Annotated in this window: 22 protein-coding genes and 2 tRNA genes; 13 read left to right on the top strand and 11 right to left on the bottom strand. The window is 38.9% G+C overall.

Annotation, left to right across the window (positions count from 1 at the left end):
• Positions 1–51 precede the first annotated feature (51 nt).
• The 4 genes from AAEY62_RS16395 to AAEY62_RS16380 all read left to right on the top strand — a co-directional run bounded on the left by AAEY62_RS16395 (position 52) and on the right by AAEY62_RS16380 (position 1,628).
• Positions 52–192 (top strand): hypothetical protein, encoded by a 141-nt coding sequence (locus AAEY62_RS16395; RefSeq protein ID WP_010554841.1) that lies wholly within the window; start codon positions 52–54, stop codon positions 190–192.
• A gap of 219 nt (positions 193–411) precedes the next feature.
• Positions 412–502, top strand: a tRNA-Ser gene (locus tag AAEY62_RS16390).
• A 52-nt stretch (positions 503–554) separates the two neighbouring features.
• Positions 555–647, top strand: a tRNA-Ser gene (locus AAEY62_RS16385).
• Between the two features lie 492 nt (positions 648–1,139).
• The gene (locus tag AAEY62_RS16380; protein WP_350635393.1) at positions 1,140–1,628 is read left to right on the top strand and encodes an RNA-binding protein; all 489 of its coding nucleotides are present in this window, start codon (positions 1,140–1,142) and stop codon (positions 1,626–1,628) included.
• Here AAEY62_RS16380 and AAEY62_RS16375 read toward each other — a convergent pair.
• Positions 1,612–2,736: an aminotransferase class V-fold PLP-dependent enzyme gene (locus AAEY62_RS16375; RefSeq protein ID WP_197113834.1), complete on the bottom strand. Its 1,125-nt coding sequence runs from the start codon at positions 2,734–2,736 to the stop codon at positions 1,612–1,614. The genes AAEY62_RS16380 and AAEY62_RS16375 overlap by 17 nt on opposite strands.
• Before the next feature lies 1 nt (position 2,737).
• Positions 2,738–3,907, bottom strand: a complete 1,170-nt coding sequence (locus tag AAEY62_RS16370; RefSeq protein WP_024589494.1) for a PrnB family protein — start codon at positions 3,905–3,907, stop codon at positions 2,738–2,740.
• A gap of 136 nt (positions 3,908–4,043) precedes the next feature.
• Here AAEY62_RS16370 and AAEY62_RS16365 point away from each other — a divergent pair, with 136 nt between their 5' ends.
• The 4 genes from AAEY62_RS16365 (at position 4,044) to AAEY62_RS16350 (ending at position 9,828) form a co-directional block, all read left to right on the top strand.
• A complete protein-coding gene (locus AAEY62_RS16365; RefSeq protein ID WP_007579788.1) occupies positions 4,044–4,499 on the top strand; it encodes an Lrp/AsnC family transcriptional regulator in 456 nt (151 codons plus the stop codon).
• Between the two features lie 72 nt (positions 4,500–4,571).
• Positions 4,572–7,292 carry an ATP-binding protein gene (locus tag AAEY62_RS16360; protein ID WP_165736355.1) on the top strand — a complete coding sequence of 907 codons (2,721 nt, stop codon included), beginning with the start codon at positions 4,572–4,574 and terminating at the stop codon, positions 7,290–7,292.
• Positions 7,282–8,682, top strand: a complete 1,401-nt coding sequence (locus AAEY62_RS16355; protein ID WP_350635390.1) for an alpha/beta hydrolase — start codon at positions 7,282–7,284, stop codon at positions 8,680–8,682. Before AAEY62_RS16360 ends, AAEY62_RS16355 begins: the two co-directional genes overlap by 11 nt.
• Positions 8,683–8,688: 6 nt before the next feature.
• Entirely contained in the window at positions 8,689–9,828 is a 1,140-nt protein-coding gene (locus AAEY62_RS16350; protein ID WP_350635388.1) for a GNAT family N-acetyltransferase, read from the top strand.
• Here the strand turns inward: AAEY62_RS16350 and AAEY62_RS16345 are convergent.
• The gene (locus AAEY62_RS16345; RefSeq protein WP_350635387.1) at positions 9,805–10,395 is read right to left on the bottom strand and encodes a DUF938 domain-containing protein; all 591 of its coding nucleotides are present in this window, start codon (positions 10,393–10,395) and stop codon (positions 9,805–9,807) included. The two genes, AAEY62_RS16350 and AAEY62_RS16345, sit on opposite strands and share 24 nt — an antisense overlap.
• Positions 10,396–10,594: 199 nt before the next feature.
• Here AAEY62_RS16345 and AAEY62_RS16340 point away from each other — a divergent pair, with 199 nt between their 5' ends.
• The 5 genes from AAEY62_RS16340 (at position 10,595) to AAEY62_RS16320 (ending at position 13,691) form a co-directional block, all read left to right on the top strand.
• Complete coding sequence (locus AAEY62_RS16340; protein ID WP_010554833.1) at positions 10,595–10,780, top strand: hypothetical protein; 186 nt, start codon at positions 10,595–10,597, stop codon at positions 10,778–10,780.
• 101 nt (positions 10,781–10,881) lie between these two features.
• On the top strand, positions 10,882–11,247 hold the full coding sequence (locus AAEY62_RS16335; protein WP_223231703.1) for a hypothetical protein: 366 nt from the start codon (positions 10,882–10,884) through the stop codon (positions 11,245–11,247).
• 11 nt (positions 11,248–11,258) lie between these two features.
• Positions 11,259–12,635, top strand: coding sequence for a class II fumarate hydratase (locus AAEY62_RS16330; RefSeq protein ID WP_350635385.1), 1,377 nt, complete (start codon positions 11,259–11,261; stop codon positions 12,633–12,635).
• 110 nt (positions 12,636–12,745) lie between these two features.
• On the top strand, positions 12,746–13,279 hold the full coding sequence (locus AAEY62_RS16325) for a hypothetical protein (RefSeq protein WP_350635383.1): 534 nt from the start codon (positions 12,746–12,748) through the stop codon (positions 13,277–13,279).
• Between the two features lie 10 nt (positions 13,280–13,289).
• Positions 13,290–13,691, top strand: coding sequence for a hypothetical protein (locus AAEY62_RS16320; protein ID WP_350635381.1), 402 nt, complete (start codon positions 13,290–13,292; stop codon positions 13,689–13,691).
• Between the two features lie 29 nt (positions 13,692–13,720).
• On the opposite strand, the gene AAEY62_RS16315 is transcribed toward AAEY62_RS16320, so the two are convergent.
• From AAEY62_RS16315 to AAEY62_RS16280, 8 genes are all read right to left on the bottom strand, one after another.
• Positions 13,721–13,906 (bottom strand): hypothetical protein, encoded by a 186-nt coding sequence (locus AAEY62_RS16315; RefSeq protein ID WP_024592231.1) that lies wholly within the window; start codon positions 13,904–13,906, stop codon positions 13,721–13,723.
• Between the two features lie 15 nt (positions 13,907–13,921).
• The gene (locus tag AAEY62_RS16310; protein WP_010554828.1) at positions 13,922–14,248 is read right to left on the bottom strand and encodes a hypothetical protein; all 327 of its coding nucleotides are present in this window, start codon (positions 14,246–14,248) and stop codon (positions 13,922–13,924) included.
• The gene (locus AAEY62_RS16305) at positions 14,245–14,883 is read right to left on the bottom strand and encodes a DUF4178 domain-containing protein (protein ID WP_010554827.1); all 639 of its coding nucleotides are present in this window, start codon (positions 14,881–14,883) and stop codon (positions 14,245–14,247) included. Before AAEY62_RS16305 ends, AAEY62_RS16310 begins: the two co-directional genes overlap by 4 nt.
• A 74-nt stretch (positions 14,884–14,957) precedes the next feature.
• A complete protein-coding gene (locus AAEY62_RS16300; RefSeq protein WP_004335088.1) occupies positions 14,958–15,650 on the bottom strand; it encodes a PspA/IM30 family protein in 693 nt (230 codons plus the stop codon).
• A 24-nt stretch (positions 15,651–15,674) separates the two neighbouring features.
• Positions 15,675–16,088, bottom strand: coding sequence for a YjfI family protein (locus AAEY62_RS16295; RefSeq protein ID WP_004335098.1), 414 nt, complete (start codon positions 16,086–16,088; stop codon positions 15,675–15,677).
• A 79-nt stretch (positions 16,089–16,167) separates the two neighbouring features.
• Positions 16,168–17,889, bottom strand: a complete 1,722-nt coding sequence (locus AAEY62_RS16290; RefSeq protein ID WP_024589502.1) for a polyamine aminopropyltransferase — start codon at positions 17,887–17,889, stop codon at positions 16,168–16,170.
• A gap of 3 nt (positions 17,890–17,892) precedes the next feature.
• Entirely contained in the window at positions 17,893–18,792 is a 900-nt protein-coding gene (locus AAEY62_RS16285) for a DUF350 domain-containing protein (protein ID WP_024589503.1), read from the bottom strand.
• A gap of 26 nt (positions 18,793–18,818) precedes the next feature.
• The gene (locus AAEY62_RS16280; RefSeq protein WP_007579759.1) at positions 18,819–19,751 is read right to left on the bottom strand and encodes a hypothetical protein; all 933 of its coding nucleotides are present in this window, start codon (positions 19,749–19,751) and stop codon (positions 18,819–18,821) included.
• Between the last annotated feature and the right edge of the window lie 358 nt (positions 19,752–20,109).

Below are 20,109 nucleotides of genomic sequence, written 5' to 3'. Positions count from 1 at the left end.
ACAACGTGCAAAATGCACGCGATTTCAACATATACAACCCGGAGCAAAATAATGAAACCAATTAACACATTAAATCAAACAGCAGCAGCTCAAGTAGCAGTTAAACCAACTAACCGTAAAGCAAGAATGTTAGCTAGACTTAACACTATTGGTAAAAGACTAGCACTTAGCGGCGCAGCTCAATATAAATAATCACCCAACCATGATTATTTTTCGGTGCAGCGAACACTCAACCACTAAATGAAGTCACTTATTTAGCTCCCCCTTGTTTGCTGCAACCTATTTATTTTATTAAAAATTGCCTTAATTTCCCCTTATTTACAAAAAAAACCTCATTTACGTACGTTTTTTAGGCAAACAGTCATTTTGCTATTTACACAGCGGTATCACCTAAGTATTATTCTGCGTCACGGAGAGATGGCAGAGTGGTCGAATGCACCGGTCTTGAAAACCGGCATGGGTTTATAGCCCATCTAGGGTTCAAATCCCTATCTCTCCACCATATTTTAATTGGTGGCTTTTTTTACTTCCATCAATACAAACGGTTATGCGTTGGAGAGGTGTCCGAGTGGCCGAAGGAGCTCCCCTGCTAAGGGAGTATAGAGTTTGTAGCTCTATCGAGGGTTCGAATCCCTCCCTCTCCACCATACTTAATTTAAACCACTTAATTGTGGTTTTTTTGTGCCTAAATTTTAACACCAATACTAAATTGGGAGGGTGAGAACCCTCGACAGGGTTCGACAAAATGTCTGGAACATTTTAGGCCGCTGCAAGCGTCGCGCAGCGATTGATTACATGGATGTAAGCAAGTCTATCCCTCCCTCTCCACCATACTTAATTTAAACCACTTGATTGTGGTTTTTTTGTGCCTAAAATTTAACACCGATACTAAATTGGGAGGGTGAGAACCCTCGACAGGGTTCGACAAAATGTCTGGAACATTTTGGGCCGCTGCAAGCGTCGCGCAGCGATTGATTACATGGATGTAAGCAAGTCTATTCCTCCCTCTGGACCATACTTAATTTAAACCACTTAATTGTGGTTTTTTTGTACCTAAAAATTATAAAAACTAAACAAATTGTGCCTAGTAATAACTTAGGGCATTATTAACATAACTTTAGCCACTTTTAGGTTTAGCTATGATCCGGTTCATATTGCTATCAGTTTGCGCGGCAGCACCATTTTTTACCTTGGCACAAAGTACAACAGTGTATAAGTGTGTAATTAAGGGCGTTCCTACCTTTAGCCAAACGCCTTGCGCTAAAGATGCACAAGTTATTACTCTTAAAGATATAAACGTAATTGAAGCATACAAAAGCTCTACGCCCGGTAAAGGTATTACCGACACCTCTGTGGATGACTACTTAGAAGTTCAACAAATAGAACGAGAAATAAAGCGCCTTGAGCTATCTATTGCACAAAGCCAAAAAGAATACGCAGCTAAAAAACAGCAGATAGATTACATGACTCAAGATAAAGCCAATCGTTTAGGCGCTTCGTCTATTGCTGATGCTATCGCAACTAAAACAAATTCGTTAAAGCAAGCTTACGACGCATCAATTAATCAAACGCAGCAAAAAATAGAGTCATTAAAAAAAAGAAAGCAGCAGCTTAGCCAAAACCCTTAAGCGCTCGTTTTACTATCGAAATAAACTGCTCAACGTCTTCTTGAGTATTATAAATATGTGGCGATACTCGTATCCCAAATTTACGAGCATCTACACTGACTTTCGCTTTATTAAGCCCTGTAAGTACATGGTCTTGCTGCTTGTTAAAAAACAAAATAACAGTCCCGCTGCATTTATCACTACTCATAGGTGATGCAACATATTTGCCTAGTTGCTCATGAATAAGCGTAAGCATAGCTAAATTATGATCCCTTACCTTGTGAGCAGTTAGCTCTGCAAAGTAAGCAATGCTATTTGCGGCAATAATATAAGGCGCTACAGAGGGAGTGCCCCCCCAAAATTTGAGCGCACTGGCGTTATATTCAAAGTGGTTTATATTGAACTCAAATGGATTTTGATGCGAAAACCAACCCACATCTTTAGGCTCACAATACTCTATTTGGTTTTTGTTAACCCATAAATAAGCTGCACCTGGGCCACCACATAACCATTTAACGCTCGAGCCAATCATAAAGTCAGCATCGAGTACGCTTAAATCAAGGGGTATAACACCCGCTGATTGAGCAACATCAATTATTGACAAGCTATTGGTTAATTTACTTATAGCTACAATATCGTATACAGGCGCCTGTACACCTGTATTTGAATACACATGGCTTATAAAAACTAAATCGATATCACAAGTTATATAACGCTGCCAAACACTAATATCAGTTAGGTTTTCGTGCTCTGGTATAAACATAATTTGTGCGCACTCTGGTAATGCTTTTTGCATTGCAAAACCCATGCTCGGAAAATCACTTTGCGCCATAAGCACTTTACAATTTTTTTGCTGTAGCCGTGGATGCGACATAAGCAACTTTGTTAAGCCGCTTGATAAATTAACCTGAGGACAAAACTGCGAACTAGGCGCATTAAATAACTTACCAAGCGCGGTAGTAAATTGCTCAACTGCGGGCAGCCATTGTTGCCAAGGTTCTTGATTTGAGCTCTCCCACGGTAAAAAATAGTGCTGTGCTAAATATTGCTGCGTATTTTTAAGAGGACGCCCTACCGAGTGGTTTAGTAAATAACAGCCATCAGCCATACAAAAATCATTTTTAAGCATGCTATTTAACCCATTTTTTAAGTGTATTTAGATCGTCAAAACGTGTTTTTATATCGTCGCGTTTTGCGCTGGCTCGCCTATCTCTTAATTTTTCGAGCGAATCAAGCAACACATGAAGCGGCGGACCACTTGCTGTTACCTTGCTCATATGCTGCTGTTGCATATTTTTTGAAGGCTGAGCAATAAACTTTTCAACCAGTTGATTATGATGACCGACTGCGGTGTCACCATGTAATTTACACACTTGGATAAATAACGTTGCGTGGCTTTTAAACCAATCTGTATTTTTATATTGCTCTGCTTGTAAAAAGTCATCCATAAAGCTTTGCATACGCATGGCTTCTCGCAGGATTTGTTGATCCTCTGGCATCATATATAAAAACTTATCCACCAGCATTTGCGAGTAACTAGGCTCATTTGCGCTACAAAGCCCTAGTAACATATCAATCACGTTAATACCTGCAAAGTCACCAGCATTTGCACCTCTGTAAACCTCTTTACCTACACGGTACGGTTTATAATAAGGGCGAACACAGTTAAAAAAGCGATCTGTATCGAGCTCAGAATAAAGTGCATTGTTTGACTCAATTACATCTATAAGTGCCTGTTTAGCTACTTTTAATAACTCACCACATAAAGGATGCGAAATCCCCAGTGGTAATATTTTTAATAATGCATCACTTGCCCGTTTGTAGGCCAAAATGCCTTGAGTGTTATAATCAAGAAATAGCTTTTCGTCGGGTAAATTGGTAAATCGTTTATAAATACCGTTAAGTGCTTTGTTATGAGTAGTTAAGTGGGCGGTAGCAAAACGAGGGGTTACGCCAATGGATGCGCCTATATGCATAGCAAGCGCTGAGGCTTCTATTAGTGGGGAAGTAGTTTCTCTGCTTGGCTCAGTAATTTCATGGCGCCTACACGCCGCCATAAACAATCCTACGTTACCGAGTAAGTCAAAAGCGCTATCAAAGCCTTGATCTGTGTTTCCCTCGGCTAATAAATTGCTAATTAATGCGTTGCCTTCTTTTTCTAATTGTTGCTTTAAGGCCTCACCTATTCCTTCTACATTTGCTTTATCGGTTTGCTGCCAATAAAGCTGCTCTAATTCACTATTTAAAGTGACAAACTCTGTTCGTATCCAGTGATCGAAAATAGCGGTATGTGTGTTCATTGGTGTGCTCTATTATTTTTATAGTTAAATGCTAACAGAGTTCAACGAGGGTAAAACGCCAAAAAAATTAGTAAAAACTGCAATACTTAGCAATAATCACTACAAATATAAAAATAATTAATAAAAGCCGACAACTATGTTAGATAAAAAAGATCAGCAATTACTCATTGCACTGCAAAGCCAAGCTCGTATGTCGGTTTCAGACTTGGCCAGCAGTATTAACCTATCGGATACACCTTGCCTAAGGCGTATAAAAAAGTTAGAGCAAGAAAACATTATTACCGGCTACCACGCCGCCATAAATCCTAAAGCACTTAACCTTAATGTGTTGGTATATGCATTCGTACGATTAAGCCAAAACTCGGTAAGTGCTGCAGAGCAATTTGAGCAACATGTAGAAAAGTTACCACATGTATTAGAGTGTTGTGTAATATCAGGAAGCTATGATTATTTATTAAAAATCATTGCACATGATCTTGAGAGCTACGAAACATTTGTAAAACATCAGCTAGGTAGTTTAAGTTGTATTGCAAATATAGAATCAACAGTCGTGTTAAAGCAGTCATTTAGCAAAAAACAGTTACCATTATAAAAATAACCAAAATAACTTACTGTTAGCTATACTGATATTTCAAAACGATAATAATAATTGCTTGGACCTTATGTGAAAAATTTTAACTCTAAAAATCATTCCATTATTTTTTACATCATGTTTGCTTTAGCATATTTTTTAGTCGGCATAGCACTCACTAAACTTGCTTTTAACTCGCAAATAATTCCAATTTGGTTACCTGCCGGCATAGCTCTAGTCGGTTGTTATATTTGGTGGTGGCGCTTTATCCCGCCTTTATTTATAGCTGCAATTGCCTTTAACCTTAATATTTTTGATAGTTCAGCTCATGAGTTAGTCCTGGTCGGTAACTCATTTAACGAGGCTATGTATATCGCCTTTGGTGTTGTTATACAGGCAATGGTCGGCGCAGCTCTTTTAAAGTATTGGCTTGGTCACCCGCTGCGCTTTAAAAAGCGCAAGAATATAATTTACTTTATTCTTGTCATAGCCATATTGGTCAGCTTAATTTCAGCTAACTTTGGCGTATTCGCACTGAGTCAATTTAACTCGATTTACAGTATTGATAATCATTGGAATAATGTTATTTACTGGTGGCTTGGCGATACATTAGGGGTATTAATTGCGACTCCGTTTTTACTTTCTTTATTACCACAAAAGTCTAATCAACATACTATATCGGCATTTCCGACAATTGCAGTATGCTCAGTTTTATTTTTATCAGTCGCGGTAACAACACAATTATACGATCAGGAAAATCGTATAAGCACTATTAAAATTGCCGAACGTGAAGTCCACGTTATAGAAAACAGCCTTTATAGATATACAAATCGCAGTATTATTGCAGTGCAGAGCTTAGCAAGTCAGGTTCAATCATCTCCCATGCTGAGCCAGCAAGATTTTTATTCTTATGCTAGTCAGTTACTAACTCAATACGAGTTTATTAACGCTTTATCGTGGAATGCAAAAATACCTCAAGATCAACGCGAAGTCTTTGCTCAAGAAATATCAAACATTTACCATTTAGATATTGATATAGTCGGTGAGCCTCTTGAAATTAACGATCCCCTTGTTATAGTAAAATACATAGCTCCTTTTAATGGTAATCAAAAAGCGATTGGCTTTAATGTATTTTCAAACCCTGATCGAAAAAACTCTCTGCTTAACCCCGCTATAAAGTACATGCCAGTCGGAACTAAAATAATTCAGTTGGTGCAAACCAAACAACCTAAACCAGCCTATTTATTATTTGCCCCTGTGTACTCTCAATATAACGATGAAAAAACAATTAAAGGCTATGCCACTGGTATATTTTTAGTGCGTAGTATTATTGAGCAGGCCATTTCTAAAGAACAGTCTGATATGTTTTCGATTGGTATATACGAAGATACAAACACACCGCCGTTTTATAGTAATTACTCTCAAGATGTTCAGCAAGCCAAAGGTAGCCGTTTAATGTCGTTTGACGTGGACTTTGCAGGGCAAAAATGGATTGTAAAACTAGCCCTTAAAGAAAGCTTTTTAACACAACATAATAGCCAACTAACTCTATTATTGCTCATACTTCAAGTTGTCGTATGTTCTTTAATTTTAATGGTTTTACTGCTGTTTAATCAGCAACAAATTGCACTTACACGTCAAGTTGCAGAGCGTACACACTCACTCGCACAAGCAAAGCAGCAGTCTGATTTAGCTAATCAGGCTAAAAGCCAATTTTTAGCGAATATGAGCCACGAAATACGTACACCATTAAACGCCGTTATTGGTTTTTCTTCACTTGCTCGAGAAACAGACAGTGCAAGTACACTCATTGGCTATTTAGATAAAATAAACTCATCATCTAAAAGTTTATTAAACTTAATTAATGACATTCTTGATATATCAAAAATAGAATCCCAAAAGTTAGTTATTGAATCTATTGCATTCGACTTAGGTGCCTTAATAACACGCATAGACAATATGTTTGAACAAAGCGCAGTTAACAAAGGTATTAACTGGCAAGTTAACTCAAAGCTACCTTTAAATACCTGGTTTATCGGTGATCCTATGCGAATTGAGCAGGTATTACTTAATTTATGTAGTAACGCGATTAAATTTACAAGCCAAGGCAGCGTTACTTTAAACATAGAAACAGAGTTTACTGCCGCCAATAAAGTACAGCTTGTTATAAACGTTAGTGATACCGGAATAGGTATAAAACCAAGCCAGCATAAAAAATTATTTAACGCATTTACCCAAGCTGATAGTTCTACCTCAAGGCAGTTTGGCGGTACAGGACTTGGCTTAACAATAGCAAAAGAGCTAAGCCAATTAATGGGGGGAGAAATAGCCCTTAAAAGTGAAATAGATAAAGGCTCTACTTTTACATTTTCAATGCGATTAGAAACAACAGAGCCTAAAAAAGAACATGTTATTACATTTGATAATACTAATATTACTTCGCTAGACATTTTGGTCGCAGAGGATAACCCTGTAAATCAAATGGTTATTAAAGCGATGCTTGGCTCGTTAGGGATTGTGCCGTATATGGTAGAAAACGGTGAGTTGGCGGTCGATATAGTGAAAAAGCAGCATTTTGACTTAGTGCTTATGGATTGCCAAATGCCTGTAATGGATGGCTATAGAGCAACGGCACTGATCCGCCAGTTTAAAACCGAGCAAGAACTCCCTATTATTGCTTTAACTGCCGACGTAATGCCAGAGGATAAAGCACATGCACAAGCAGTTGGATTTAATCAACATCTTGCAAAACCGCTTGAACTCATTAAGCTAACCGAGTGTCTTGTCCAATATGCAGAAGTTAATGAACAATAGTGGTTTAATTTTAAGAATAGTTTCAAGAGTATTTTTAAGAGTAGCTTTTGGTTTTGTTTTAAGTGTTTTTTCTCATACAGCTGTCGCTCAAAACTGTATATCGCAGGCGAGCGACTTTAAATTTATAACAAAAAGTAAGCAACAAGGCTTATTACGCTTTGAAAATGAGCACAACCACCAGCGCTTTAATTACCACGCCCTTTTGCCATTTAACGATTACTTAGATTTTGCATATAAACATATAAATAAAGCCAATCCACGTGCAAATATGCCATGCCCTGTTATTACACAAACCTATCAGCAATTAGTAACACAAGGTACGCGAAAACCTGACCCTACTATTGCAGATATTATTGCTCCTTTTGAGCTCACGCATCCAAACAGTAATAAAGTTGCACTACTAATCCACGGGCTAACTGATTCACCCTTTACGTATCACGATTTAGCACAAGTGTATTATCAGCAAGGCTATACTGTGCGTACTATTTTATTACCAGGACATGGAAGCGCCGCAAGTGCTTTACTCAATGTAGACGTTAGCCAATGGCAACAAGCAATAAAATACGGTATTGAACGCTCGGTGCAAGACTTTGATGAGGTGATACTCGCAGGTTACTCTACCGGTGCAGCGTTACTTATTGATTACGCAACCAAACACACTGTATCCCCTAAAATTAAAGCGCTTATGCTTTATTCGCCCGGCTCTGAGCCACATAATAAGTACGGCTGGATAGCAAAGTGGATTGATGCCATACCCTTTGTTAATTGGATTGATAAAGACGCCGATGTAGACTTTGCTAAGTATGAGTCATTTCCTTTAAATGCAGCTGCCGCTTCGTACGATGCAATGTCACTTGCAAGCGTAAGTAGCTTAAACAAACGCCCTGCACTTAAATTACCTATTTTTAGTGTACTTAGCGATATTGATACCACGATAGATACGCGTGCCACGCTAAAATTATTAAGTGCATTACACCAAGGTAATTCAATCAAATATAAGCCGCTCGATACTTTAGTACTTTATGGAAGCACTGATATTTTACCGCCAGACTTTGCTAGTGACTACACAGTAAATAATCCGCAATGCACAACACGTCAATGTAAAAAGGTTCATGGTATGTCGCATATTGCTGTTGTTAACTCACCGCAAAATCCACATTATGGAATTAACGCAACTTATCGCAATTGTGGCAGCTTTATTAACGACGAGTCCCTATATAAAACATGTAAAACAACTAAAAACCCACAACTAGGAGAGCGTACAAGCGCCAACTTAAAACACTATCCGGCTTTACAGCGCTTAACTTATAATCCTCATTTTACCGAGCTTAAAATGCAAATTAGTACGTTTATTAAAAACGTAGAACAGCTTAGAACAACTACAAGGTAAGTAGTCATGGGAACGTTTTCGCACCAATGGTTTAGCAGTATTAATGAGATTGATCAGGCGCAGTGGCAACGTTTATTTGGTGATGAACCATTTACTCAACATGCTTTTTTATATGCCCTTGAACAAAGCCAATGCGTAACACAAAAAAGTGGTTGGCAGCCCCATCACCTCGCTATTTTTGAAAGTGATACGCTCGTTGCACTTGCACCTGGGTATTTAAAAAGTCATTCATACGGCGAGTATGTATTTGACTGGGCCTGGGCTGAGGCATACGAAAAACACGGTTTAGAATATTATCCCAAGTGGCTATCTGGCATTCCTTTTAGCCCTATTGAAGGCAAGCGCATTGCTATCGAGCACGCTAATCCAAATGCGGTATATCAATACATTACAGAGCAACTTAGCTTACACAGTGCTCAGCAAGGATGGTCGGGATGGCATGTTAATTTTTGCGACCAAGCCCAAGCCACCTCATTAACTGAGCAACACGCCATGTTAAGAGTGGGTGTGCAATTTCAGTGGTTTAATAAAGGTTATGAATCTTTTGACGACTTTTTGCAGATGCTTAGCTCACGAAAACGTAAGTCACTTAAAAAAGAGCGAGCTAAAATAGCGCAACAGAACATTGATATTGAATGGCTGCAAGGAACGCAAATTACGCCCGAGATAATGCAATTGTTTTGTGAGTTTTATCAGCGTACCTACTTAAAGCGCTCTGGTCATTTGGGCTATTTAAATATGGAGTTTTTTACGCTTTTACATGCCTTAATGGCTAACAGTCTCGTTATTATGCTGGCCAAAAAAGACGATAACGTGATTGCTGCAACACTTAGTTTAGTAGGTAAAAATACGCTTTATGGGCGCTACTGGGGAGCAAGTGAGGAAGTAGATTCGCTGCACTTTGAATTGTGTTATTACCAAGGTATTGAGTTTGCAATAAAGCATAAACTCAACTGTTTTCATTCGGGTGCACAAGGTGAGCACAAAATAGCACGCGGATTTGAACCCGTGCTTACCTACTCTGCTCACCATATTGTTGATGGCGACTTTAGTAATGCAATAAGCGACTACTTAAAGCGTGAACGCGGCCATATTGATATATATAAAGAGCAATGTAGCTCATTACTGCCGTTTAAAAACGAGTAACTGATTATTTGCAGGCATGGCTGTATCGCTAATAAGCGTAAGCCCTGCTTGCTTAGCTAGTTGTTCAACTGCTTCAAAATCTCTTATTCCACTTAACGGATCGCGCTCTGTTAAAAAGGCACTAAAGTCATCATTACTTGGGCTGGTAAATTCACCTTGGTATTTGAATGGCCCATAAATACACAACATACCGTCGCTATTTAAGTGGCGTTTAACACCGTCAAAAAAACGCTCAACTAATTGCCAACTTACAATATGAAATGTGTTTGCAGTATAAATAGCGTCAACTTTATCTATTGGCCACTCATTATTTAAATCAAGCTCAAGTGGTGCATGCAAATTAGTTAAATTAGCTTCGCGGTGCCATAAGTTAATCCCTTCGTGGTTTATAGCGCGATCACTTGTATGCCATTGTAAATTTGGTAATTGCTCTGCAAAAAAAACACTATGCTGGCCGGTTCCTGAGCCAACTTCGAGTACTGTTTTAGTATTTTTTAATACAACTTTTAATTGCTCTAAAATAGGGGTTTTATTGTTTTCACAGGCTTGTGAAAATGGCTTTGTCATTACTGTGCACCAAAATTGTAGATTAATGCACAACAGTAAAGCAAATTTAGCTTATTTTGTCGTGATGAAAAAAAGGTAATTTTTAAATACTATAACTATCATATGGTTGAGCCGGCTCATTATGGTTGGTACGTAATATGCTTTATATTGTTAACCCACTAAAGGGTTTAACTTATATTAAATTTCAAAGGATAAAATTATGCATATACCCCCTTATACCGCTGTAGACGCGGCCATTGCTATAACCGAAAAAACCACCGACGATCATAGTTACGCCGTTGATATGAGAGCTACAGTAATCGATTTACTTTCGCACCCTAAACATAATCAACAGGCGATGACCAAACATGAAACAGATCAGATATTTATTCTTGGCTACAATTAATACTCAAATTAATATCACAAATAATTTTTATAATAACTGTTTACACTGAAACCGATTAAATGTAATGATAACTATTATCGTTAAATTGAGTCGGTTTTTTTATGTCTTCAAATTATGCCCAGCATCGTTACCATCAAGAACTCTCTTGTCATTGCTTAAGACCTGGCCTGCATGCACCCATGCTCGTTGCCGATTACATAGAAACCGCCCTTAACGTCGCCAAAAAATTTGAGCAACAACATAATCCCTTGCTTCAAGAGTTTTATCTTAGACGCACACACCATGAAATTATGAACAAAATGTGCGACCCTCTTATACATAATGCTATTCGTAAACAATGTTTAGAGCAGTTATACAAACCTTTATTAGCACTAAAACGGTTTTATAAAGTGCATAACAATACTGCACAATTTTTAATACTTGAGCGTGAAGCTCGTATTCTTAGTCACGAATTCAACCCTTTTTAAGGAGCACACTTATGAGCAACTTTAGAACAGAATCAGACAGCATGGGCGAACTAAAAGTACCTACTGATGCGCTCTATCAAGCGCAAACACAGCGAGCGGTTAATAATTTTGCCATTAGTGGCTTACCTATGCCAAAGCAATTTATAACTGCACTGGCTTATATAAAACAAGCCGCTGCACAAAGTAACTGTGAGCTTGGCCATTTAAGTAAAACTAAAGCCGATGCAATTGAACAAGCTTGTCAAAGTATTATTGATGGCGAACATGTTGAGCATTTTCCCGTTGATATTTTTCAAACAGGCTCCGGCACAAGCTCAAATATGAATGCCAATGAAGTTATTGCAACGCTTGCTAGCCGAATAGGCAGTGAAAGCATTCACCCTAATGATGATGTAAATATGGGGCAAAGTTCTAACGATGTAGTCCCTACCGCTATCGCACTCAGTAGCGCAATAAATGTAGTGTATGAATTACTTCCTTCGCTTGAAAACTTATCGCAAAGCCTAGAAAAGAAAAAAGCTGAAGTAGGCCATATAGTTAAAACGGGCCGTACGCATTTAATGGATGCAATGCCTGTAACGTTTGATCAAACACTAAGTGCATGGCAGTCACAAATTAATCATGCCGCAGCAGGAATTAGACATAGCTTAGAGCGTGTATGCGAACTTGCACAAGGCGGTACAGCCGTTGGAACAGGAATAAATGCAGACCCTAAGTTTGCAGCCAAATTTGCAGAAAATCTGAGTGCCAATGTAGGCATTAGATTTACGCCTAGTAGTAACTTTTTTTATAATATAGGTTCACAAGACGCTATAGTAGCGCTTTCGGGGCAATTAAAAGTACTCGCTGTAGCACAAATGAAAATAGCGAATGACCTACGCTGGATGAACTCAGGACCACTTGCGGGCTTAGGTGAAATAGAGCTTGAAGCACTTCAACCGGGCTCATCTATTATGCCAGGTAAGGTAAACCCAGTAATACCAGAAGCCGCAGCCATGGTAAGCGCACAAGTTATTGGCAACGACGCCACTATTACCGTAGCAGGCCAAGCGGGTAATTTTGAGCTAAACGTTATGCTGCCAGTCATTGCGTATAATATTTTACAAAGCATAGAATTACTTGCCAATAGCGCGCAGGCATTGGGCGATAAAGCCATTGCCAGCTTTAAGGTAAATCAGCCTAATATAGATAAAGCGCTCGCTAAAAATCCAATTTTAGTGACGGCACTTAATCCGGTGATCGGTTATGAAAAAGCAGCAAAAATAGCAAAGCAGGCTTATAAAGAAGCCCGCCCTATTATTGATGTAGCCGAACAAGAAACTGATTTACCACGCAGTGAACTCGAAAAACTACTTAACCCCACCAAACTAACGCAGGGTGGACTTTAACAAAACTGTATTTTTCACGGCTTTAATTACTTGATAATATAGTTTTTATTGCCGTAAAAAATGCACCGTGTATGATAGTGATGAATATTTCATCACTATCAAGGTTTGTTATGCGTACCCCATTGTTAGTCATACTTTTACCACTGTGTTTAACTGCATGCTTAGATAAAGCACCCACTGAAACGCAGCAAGTAACAATCACCTCAGAAGCTGAAGCACCAAAGCAAGAGCTACAAAAGCTAAAAGAAAACACTCAATTACAAGAAAATACTAAAAAGAACGTAGTTGCTGAAAAAATACCAAAAGCTGATTTAAAAAACGTTTCAATAGACGATATAAAAACAGCTAAAACCGAATTAAATACGCTAATTACAGATAAGCAATGTGATACCAGCACCCAATGTAGAGTAAGTGCAGTAGGCAGTCGCGCATGTGGTGGGCCAAGCAGCTTTGTTGTGTACTCAACAAACGCAGCATCTGAGGAACAAGTAGCAGCCCTTAGCGATAAAATTACTAAGCTTGAAAGTAGTTATAATTCACAAAAAGGGATGATGAGCATTTGTCAGCATTTAACAACGCCAAGCACGCAGTGTGTTGAAAATAAATGTGTTAAACTTGAAGGCTCAGCGGTAAGTGCATTTTAAGGATAACGTTATGAGTTGTTTACCATCGGCAATTAAACTATCAATTTTAAGCATTGCTAGCAGCATTTTATTACTAAGTGGTTGTGCTAGTACTGTGACGTCAAATGAGCAAAGTAAAAACTTATCTGACTTAAACTATGATCTGAATAACATGGTGAGTAATAACAGCTGCACTGCAAGCTTTCAGTGCAAAGTACTTGAAGTGGGCGCCCGCGCATGCGGCGGACCGAGTAAATATGCTGTTTATTCAACGCTAAACACATCTCAAGAAGAAGCAGAACAGCTTGCTCAACAAATAACAAAACAAGAAAAAATACAAAATAAAACACAAGGCTTAACTGATTGTTCTCCTGTACTTGAAGTGCAATCGCTGTGTATTAACCACCAATGCCAGTCGTTTGATATAAAATAAAAACGGCCGCGTATAAGCTAATTTCAGCGTTAACTTAAATACGGAATTAACGCTGAAATTACTACCACCAGTACCACGCAAATCCCCGCTTTAATAATGTATTTCATGGGCATTGTTTTAAGCACCCAATACGCATAAATAAAACGCACAAAATAACTCGCCGCAGTACCAAACAACGCAAAAATAATTAAGTAAGCAATTAAAACAATATTCATAAAAACCTAATTAAATTATTTCACTTTTTTATTTTTAGTGTGAGCTATTAATAAATCAGCTACTTGTTGCTTTACGGCTCGCTTATCATCGCTTTGTACATCAAAGCGACTGGCTAGTTGCGCTATTTCATCATCATTTAAGTTAAACGATAAACGTTGACGCGTTTTTTTAGACTTTACGTCTAAGCCAAGTATTTTTCGGATCATATCTGACGGCGTTAGCTCTTGATCAATTGCCTGCTTTTTTATCAGCTTTTGAACTTCGCTGCTTAGATCGAATGCCATTTGTGTGGCACGTACAGCTTGTTCCTGACGTAACCACTTATCTTTAGCATCACTCACTTAGCATCTCCGGGAAACAAGTCTACAATGTCTGACATTGGACGCATGAGCGTTAGCGATACTTCGGTTTCGCCGCCATCCCAAATTTCGATATTTAAACCAAAGCCTTCATTATCTGACGCTAAGCAAATCATTTCACATGGCTCGCCACCTTCTTGCTCATAACGAGGTAATGCTTGGTTGCGGTAGTCTTTATTATGGAAATAACACACATAAGGCGACTCGCTTTGTTGGTAGCTTTTAGCTAAAAACTGCATAAAGCGCTCTGGTGTATTTTGCACTGTAATGTGGGTTAACGACTCTTCATCAAAAATACGCGCAAACTCATCAAGGCTAAATATCTCTTCAACTTCGTTTCGCTGAATTTTAATAGAAAAGTTAGCCCACTCTTCGCCGTCATCTTGCTCAATTTGTAAAAATACAACTTGGCCGCTATTTGTCTCAAGTACAAATTCAGTATCACTACTGTGCTGATATTGGTAAGTCTGAATATCAGTAACACGTAACGTTTCACCCTTTAACCATGCAGGATAGGCAAATGAATCAATAACGCTAAACATGTCGCCTTTTTTAAGATCGCTCGGATGATTAAGTTGACGTTCTGGCTCTTTTTTAGATTTGAAAAAATTAAACATAGGAAGGCTGCCTTCTAAGCAAAAAAGGTAACTGAGAAAAACTCGGTTACCTTTTTAAAGTATAAACGTAATGGTTAGCTATTTTGCTTCGCTTTGATGCGAGCTAAAATATCAGCGCTTTTTGGACTTGTGTCGCCAATGCCTGCTTCAGCCATTTTTGCTTTTAAGTCATCGCCATTTACGTCTGACTCAAGTTGCTTTGCAGCACCAAGCTGGTCACTTCGATCTTGTTGGCGCTGTTTAATACGTTCAAGCGATTGACGAGCCGATGTCATAGACGAGCTGTTTGTATTAAGCGTGCTGTTAACAGCCATTGTTGCTTGCTGTACGCTTTCAGTGGTTTTAACCATTGTAAGCTGACGCTGATTCTCTTTAATCGATTTTTCAGCATCTTTAACTTGCTGCTTAAGCGCAACAATGTGATTGCTAAAGCCAGACAATACTTGCTCGTTTTCAGCTTTTTCAGCTTCAAAGTCACCAATTTTTTCTGCAATTTCTAATGCTAATGCTTCGTTGCCCTTTTCAAGAGCTTGGCCTGCATACGCTTCATGTTCAGCGATTGATGCATCTACAGCGCTAATTTTACGCTTAGTTTGCATTTCTTTGGCCATTACTTCAGTAAGGCTTTTTTTAGCACGGTGAAGTGCATTTTGCGCGTCTGCAATTTCTTGCTCAAAAATACGGATGCCATTTTTGTCTACAATTGCTTCGCCTGCTTCACGAGCGCCGCCACGTACTGCTGTAAATAATTTTTTTAAAATACTCATAATCTTAACTCCACTAACTAGCTATTAATCGTTTAAATACAAGGTCACGGCTTCTAGTGCATCGATAGCGTTATCGGCTAATGTCACTAGTTCGTGGGTAACGTCATCCAATGATGAATTTACCGACAGTGCACCAAAAATCGCGTATTTGTTATCGATTTTAGCAAATGCACTCAGTGGAATTGGCACGTTTAAACGTAGTAATGTTTCGTTTAACTCGTTGCGTAATTCACTTTTAACTTCATCTTCGTCAAACAAGTAGCTAATACATAATAACTGCTCTTGCGTTTGCGTAACAAAAATTGGAAGCTCATCATTTCCATCAACAATGACTTGTAAAACATCTTGCTCGCCTGGGTTGGCAATCAAGAAAGACTCAAAGTTAGCGCCTTCAGTTTCAAAAGAAGCTAATTTTATTGAAAGTTCATTTAATTCCATGTCTCTGCCTTTTGTCGTTTGACATATTATGTCTGAGTTAAGATTCTCATGGTCGACATATTATGTCAACCATGTTTTATTAGTTTTTATACAATTCGCTTTCTATTTGCCATGCAGTTCGGTAGTAATCATACAACTGACCAGACCCTAACCTATTGACCTCAATACTTTTAACTTGTTCAAAGTAGTGGTTAGGAAATACAAAACTTGCCAATAAATATTCTTTACTAATCCATCTTGATGGCACAGGCATAGCCGTCGCATCATTAATACGGCCACTGGCCGACTGCCCCATTTTAGTCGCTATAGTCCAGCCCCACTGCCCAAAAGAAGGTATGTTTTGCTGATACTGCTCAACATACTCAAACCCAGCAGCTTTAACTGTTTTAGCAATGCTTAAAAACGCTTTTTTAGCGTGATAAGGTGAGGTTGATTGAACCGCCATTGCGCCATCGGGTGCTAATAACTGCCGTACATGATTATAAAAGTAGTCACTGTACATTTTATTTAGATCAGGATGATTAGGGTCAGGTAAATCAATTAAAATAGTGTCGAACTGCTTAGATTGATCAAGCAGTTTTTCAACTTCTAAAAATGCATCACCCACAATTATGTTGGCTCGCGAATCATGCATCGATTTATTGTTTAGCTGTAGCAATCGCTTATTGATGTGCTCTGGCGGCGTAAAGTCACCGTCTTTATGACCAAATAAATTGAGTAGTTGCGCGTCTAAATCTATTAGCGTTACTTCACTTACAGGCCACTTTAAAACATCTCTAAGTGCAAGCCCGTCACCACCACCAATTATTAATACACGGTCGTGTCTGTTAGAGGCAAGCATTGCAGGGTAAACCAGCATTGAGTGATATATTTGCTCATCAATACTTGAGAACTGTAAACGCCCATTTAAATATAAATCGGTAATTGGCTGAGGTTGGTTTTTGCTTAATCTTTCGGTTAAAACTACGTGTTGGTATTTAGTTGCTTGCGAATAAATTACTTTATCTTTGTATAAAACATTACTTAGATTGTTCATCCAGCTACTGCCAAATACTAAAATAAAGCCAAATAATGCCAGTAATACTATATGGCAAACTAAAAGTGCCTTAGCAAAGCGCACATGGGTATGGTAGCGCCATAAAAACGCGAGTCCTGCGATGATATTAAATAACGCCGTCCACGCTGCAGCTTGCATTATAGGCATTGAGAGCATGATACTTACCCAAATGGCTGCACCAATACCAGCACCAATATAATCGGCACCATAAATAGTCCCTGCGTTGTTTTCTAAAAAACGGCCATAAACGTGCTGACGAATGCGCGCTATAAGCGGTATTTCCATACCAATAAATAAGCCCAGTATTAAACCAAAAACATAAGGTAGAAAACGTGACCACTCTTGTAGCTTTTGAAATACGTAACCATTAAGTACAACATCAGGGGGTAAATTAAAAATGCTCGAAAATAAATGAGGAAGAGAATAACTAACTGCTATTACACCCGCTATCGCTAAAATGCAGCCCATGCCAACCAAAGCAATAATGCTTTCTAACCAAGCAAAAGCGGTAAATGCATCTTTAAACCAACGCGCTAAAAAAGCGCCTAAGCCCATTGCTACAATCATAGTGCCAATCATGGCGTAAATAGCGCTCTCTACTGAGCCAAGTACACGGCCCGCATAATGAGACAGTAAGTATTCATAAATAAGGCCGCACCCAGCAAGCACGGCCATAACAGTAATAAGTAGTATATCGTGCCCAAGTAAGCGAGACTTACTTGGGGGAGTGTTGGTTGATGACACTGATTATGCGCCTAGTAATGTTGCCATAGTGATACCTACAGCAAATGATACTGCTGCAGAAATAGTAGCTACACCTACATTTTTTTGACGATTAACTTCATCGGAAATATCGCAACCAGATAAAATTATTTTAATTGTCACTAAGTGCAAAATAATAAATGCAACAAGGCTCACTACTGCGCTAATAGCCCAGTATAGTAAACTCGCATTAATATTATCAGCCGCGTAAGGTGCAACACCCGTTGCTGCTGTAATAGCTAATGCACTACCTACTAAAAATCCAGCGTAACGAATACCCACAGCTAAGTTACCATCAACAATTGCTTGTTGTAGGCAGTCGCCACTTTTATTTGTACGTTTAAATAACTGCACTCGGTACTGGCTAACAAGTAGTAATACAACACTACCTATAATAAAGGCGGCAATTACAATTGGAAGACCATGCCAGCCGTCAGTAGCCACCCATAAAAGAGCTGAGCGAATAACGATAGCAACACTGACAACATGGCCAAAATCAATTATTGAAGCTGTAACGTTACCTTTAACGATTTCGTCGTGCAGGCTTACTTTACGAAGAGCTACTTTATCTTGAAAAAAGTGACCCAACTTAATCAGTACAATTGCTAATGCGCCATAAGCTAACATTTGTAGTGCTTCTTGTTGCAGTGTTGCAGCAAAAGCTCCGCTACTTACACCCGTTAATACAATCGCCAGTGCCACTAAGCCAGCGGCAAAGCTAATACCAAAAGCAAAGTTATCACGCTCTGTTATTTCATCATTTGCATGTAAGTTTGAAACCCAGCCTTTTATATATTTAAGGCTTACAAATAATAAAACAATAATTGCAAAATCAATCGCCAGCGCTTGCAGTGACCACATAGTTATTCCATTAAATTCATACATATTATTCTAACTCCAACTTTATTCTTTTACTTACCACGGCTCACGCCACGAGAGGTTCTGCTACCGCTATCACGCACCGATCCTGAGCTATTGCTATAACTGCTCGAACGAGAATAACTACTGCGGCTTTTTGCTGGCGTATAACTACTACGGCTTAAACCTGATGCACCTGTTTTTTTACTCGCATAAGGGCTTGTAAACTGCTTACCTTGGCGTTGGTATGTTTGGCGCGTGCGTGTTTCTAGCGCGCTTTGGGTTTTAATTTGTTTAGGGCTTGAATAACGCGAGCGGCCATAGTCATTGTAATAGCTATACTTTCGGCGCTTACTCCAGCTTCCATATTCAACACGATCAAATACATCACCTAAAATACGGTACATTCCGTACCATTGCCAAAAGCTAATACCGTTACTATTTGATTGCCAGTTACCATAGTTAGGGTTACCTACCATTTGGTTACCAACACCCTCACCTTCAGCTTGCTTACTAATTGCGCCTACACGCGCTAAAGTGCCTTTGGACATATCAGCTAGCATATTAATAGGATCGGTTAACGCATCAGAAAATAGCGTAGGTTTAGATGCATCACGCAACAAATCAATGCTATGTAACGTATCTTCGTAAGGAGGAATTAAGTAAGTTCCTTTAATATCTTTAAGTCGCTGTGTTAAGCCACTATAAAGTGCGCCTTGGCGCGTTGCATCAAGGGTAATTACATCAACAACTTTTGTGAGCTCTGGTTGTTGTTTTTTAAGAAGCTCGCCATATTCTTTAAGTAACACAGCATTACGTACACTTCCATTATCGAGTGCAGTACCAAGCTGAGACAGCTCCGTATCTACCTTTTTAATAGACTCTTGAATTGTTTGTTGCAGCTGCTCTTCTTTCGATTGACAACCCATAAGCACTGCGAACAAACAAAACAGGCTTATAAGTTTCCAAGCTTTAATATTCGACATTCATGTCACCTGATTTACTAAATTAACTCAGGTAGTTTTACACAGGTCACTTATTAAACCAAGAATGAAATTGCAACAAAATGAGAAGAAACGTGGGACTCTGTAATCAGGGTCTGATTTATTGAGAATTTAGTGAAAATATTAAGCTATATCGTAAGGTTAGAATTGAAGTTTAAGCGTTATAAGGGGGTACTTACAGTGATTTTAGCGTCAGGAATCGCTGCGCTCGCCCGCCCTACGTGATAGGTGTTAATGTGAGTGTGTATTAATTGCGCGCATTTACTTTTCTGCAGACGTAAAAAAGCCCGAATCGTTAGATTCGGGCTTTCTACAATTTGAAGCCTGGTAATGTCCTACT

Source organism: Pseudoalteromonas sp. GW168-MNA-CIBAN-0100 (assembly GCF_040309225.1).
GTDB classification, from domain to species: domain Bacteria; phylum Pseudomonadota; class Gammaproteobacteria; order Enterobacterales; family Alteromonadaceae; genus Pseudoalteromonas; species Pseudoalteromonas arctica.
This window is presented reverse-complemented; position numbering and strand designations above follow the sequence as displayed.